2 protein-coding genes are annotated in these 3,218 nt (G+C 49.6%); both read right to left on the bottom strand.

Annotated features, from left to right (window positions below):
- Positions 1 to 85: 85 nt before the first annotated feature.
- Entirely contained in the window at positions 86 to 1,681 is a 1,596-nt protein-coding gene (locus tag Q0294_RS21735) for a hypothetical protein (protein WP_299469644.1), read from the bottom strand.
- A 300-nt stretch (positions 1,682 to 1,981) separates the two neighbouring features.
- Positions 1,982 to 3,218: rhomboid family intramembrane serine protease (locus Q0294_RS21730; protein ID WP_299469642.1), on the bottom strand; the 1,237-nt coding region annotated here is incomplete at its 5' end.

Genomic DNA, 3,218 nt, shown 5'->3' with positions numbered 1-3,218 from the left:
TTCAATGACAATTTGCGTGACTTCATAACTCATCTCAATATTTTAATAAACAGGTTGTATTTACAGGAACAAATTTAGACGCTGATTATTGAATGGGATCATTTCGCAGGAGCACAGCCGAACGGCCGTCCTGATAGCCCACACGCCATTTTTCATCTTTTTCAAGTGCGCGTAATAGATTGTTGCGACGGGGTAAATCCAGCACGACCGTGTTGACCCCGTAACGTTCCAGGAGTTCGTCCCAGCCACTGCCGAGATTGATGATCGTTAAATAATGATTCCACACTTCGCGCGGCAGCAGATGCACGTGAGAATTTGCAAAAATGGAAGTTTTCTCAGGACCGTCCCATAACAGGTAATCGCCGAGTTCCATCGAATTAAAAAGCTGACCGTCAATTTGTTTTTCTTTCAGGTAGTTCACAGCGCCGATCGGCGTAGACCCCGAGACACTCTTCTCGAAATCGACCTGTTTCCCGTGCAGCAGCTGTGATCCCATCGGAGTAATCGCAAAACAAATCCAGATCACGCCTACCGAAACAATAGTCCATTTTCCTGCGCAGTAAACTTCATCCGCTTCGGACGGATCGGCTAATCGTTTCAGCTTATGTCCCCAGATCGCGGCACCGTGCAACGCCAGATAATAGGCGGCCACCGGAGCCCACCAGATAATCATCCGCGAACTCCACAGAGCCGCAGTTCCCAGTCCGACCAGCAGCAAAACTTCTGCCGTTGAAATTCGCCGGGGGGTGAGCCGACAGACAATCACCAGCAGTAATGCCAGCAGAGCAGCCGTCTTTCCCTGATACATGCGTAACGTCAAAGGATTCCACTCGATCAATTCTGCCAGATTGGGATTCGATGAGAAAGCAAACACTTCTGAATATAATTGCAAACCATAAGGATTCACCAGCACCGCGAGGGCCGACAATTCCAGCAGTAATAAATAACGGCGGGTCACACTATCCCGGAACATGGCTTTCCAGGAACCCGATTTTCTCCCGACATCCACGGCTCGTCCCACCAGGAAACATCCGATCAAACCCAGCCCCACGGGAAACGAACCATGCAGATTGGCCCAGAGCACAAACAGTCCTGTCACGAGAAACCAGTAATACCGACGCCACGGCCGCGCATTCAGGATCGAAAATAGCAGGACAAAACAGACTAAACCTGCCAGTTGCGGACGCACGATGCCCAACTGCTTCCAGTCACACAATAGAAATCCGGAAACACAGATCAGGCTCCAGAAAAAACTGTCTGTCCGTTTTTGAACACGGGACAGCAGCAACCACATACAAATGGTAATCGCAGCCGCATACAGGAATTTGATCCCTGCCACGCCCAAAAGCTGATAGCTTTCAAAACCAAGAATCTGGCTGAGCCAGGCGGTATCGACAAAAGGCATTCCTGACGAAAGCGGGACCAGAGGCTCGAACGCGGGAATATTTCCCGTTTCCCAGATCAGTTTCCCGTACGCCAGATGTCCCCAGATATCGGTATGCCAGAGGGGCAGCGAGCTGAACAGTAAAAAGGAGAATGACAGAATACACACGGTAAAGAATGTAAATCGGGAGACACGCAGCGCTTCGGGAAAGCGATCGACGAGTACCGTCTCCTCGGCGTGTTCCTCAACAGAATTCTCATTTGCAGATTCGTTTTTATTTTCCAAAGCAGTAGCCATAATAAACAGATCGATATCAGAGAGAACTGTAAAATATCATATGCGGTTTTGTAGAGCCAAACGAGATCGATCAACCGATTATCCCGCGGGTTTTCGAATGAAACTGAGTTCATTTCGTATCCGGCTGAAATCTACAGCGCAGCATCACAACAGATTTGTTTACATACAGCCTAGTTCAGGCTCTGCCTCCGAGTAAAATCCACTTGGCGGATTCATGACCGTTGCTAAAAAACAACAATCGTCCATGATCTTTGCAGCAAATGTATCGAACTTATCGATTTTATCGATCACACGCGTCAGTCAAAGCGTGATTCCCTCAACCGCACTTTGAGGCGATCGGGGATCGACGGGGGGCGCAAATAAATCCTGGGGCTTGATCGGTTTCGTCTCCCGCCCCGACTCTTGCTGAAAAAGTAAATTTTCTACACCAGCATCACCGGTTTTCGGTAATGTCACATCCGCTCGAGCGATCGCCGCCCGATTCAGATCCAGACGTTCCAACCACGCGTCCGATTCACTGCCGAATACATTCTTCACAATTTGGAGCGCTTTCTCTTTCTGCTGGGCGGAACGGAACTGCTTCCAGATTAAACGGGTGATTTCCACCCCCTTCTCATAGGAGCGGTTCTTTTTCAGTGAGTCCAGAATGATTTCCCAGGAACGGAAAGGGGTCTCATCGGTTCGATAAAGACTTAACGCCAGTTCGGCCCCGATTTTCGGCTCGCCGGGAGACAACTCAATCCCCTTCCGCAGATAAACAATCTTCTGGTTGAGATCATCCTCGTGCCGCGCCAGATACCAGTAATATTTACCATTCCACACGGGATGACAAATCAGATAAGTACACGGAATGATGATGAAATTGGAAACCAGAAAGGTCACCCGCAGCACACCGGCAAATCGGCTACGATTGATCAGGACGACTCCTGCGATCAAACCATAAACCAGTCCCGTCATGTGCGCCGCATTGGCAATGTGCATGATATCGAAATGCGTCATCACAACACACAACACCAGCCAGCCCAGCCCCCAGGTGATCTCTCTTTCAGTAAATTCTTCCGCAATCTGTGGATTGGTTTTTCGGAGCAAAATCAACAAACCGAACATCGCACAGGCGCCGCCCGACAATCCTACCGGATAATGATCCAGATAATATTCCGGCAGAAACGAGACAAACGTCGCCAGAATGAGAAAGCCGGCATAAAGCCAGGCACGCATCACCGGTTCGATCAGACGTCCGAGATAACCAATGGCAAGGCAGTTCAGCACCAGATGCAGAATGCCGGCATGATGAAATCCGCTGATCAGAATCCGCCACCATTCTCCCGCCCATAAGTCAAAGGGGCCTCCTGTCGGGAAACCATCTTCTTTTATCAGAGGATGCTCATGCACGAAAACCAGAGGCTGAACCGCCCCCATTTTCCATAAGGCATCATCGAAGGCCTCTTCGCCAAAGGACTTATTCTGGACTCGATAAATCTGAACAGCGATAAATAATCCGACCGCCACCGCAATATAGGCCGAGGTAATGGGATAT

This window comes from uncultured Gimesia sp. (assembly GCF_937919775.1).
In the GTDB taxonomy this organism is placed as follows: Bacteria; Planctomycetota; Planctomycetia; order Planctomycetales; family Planctomycetaceae; genus Gimesia.
The sequence above is the reverse complement of the archived record's forward strand: the minus strand, read 5'-3'. Positions and strand labels throughout refer to the sequence as shown.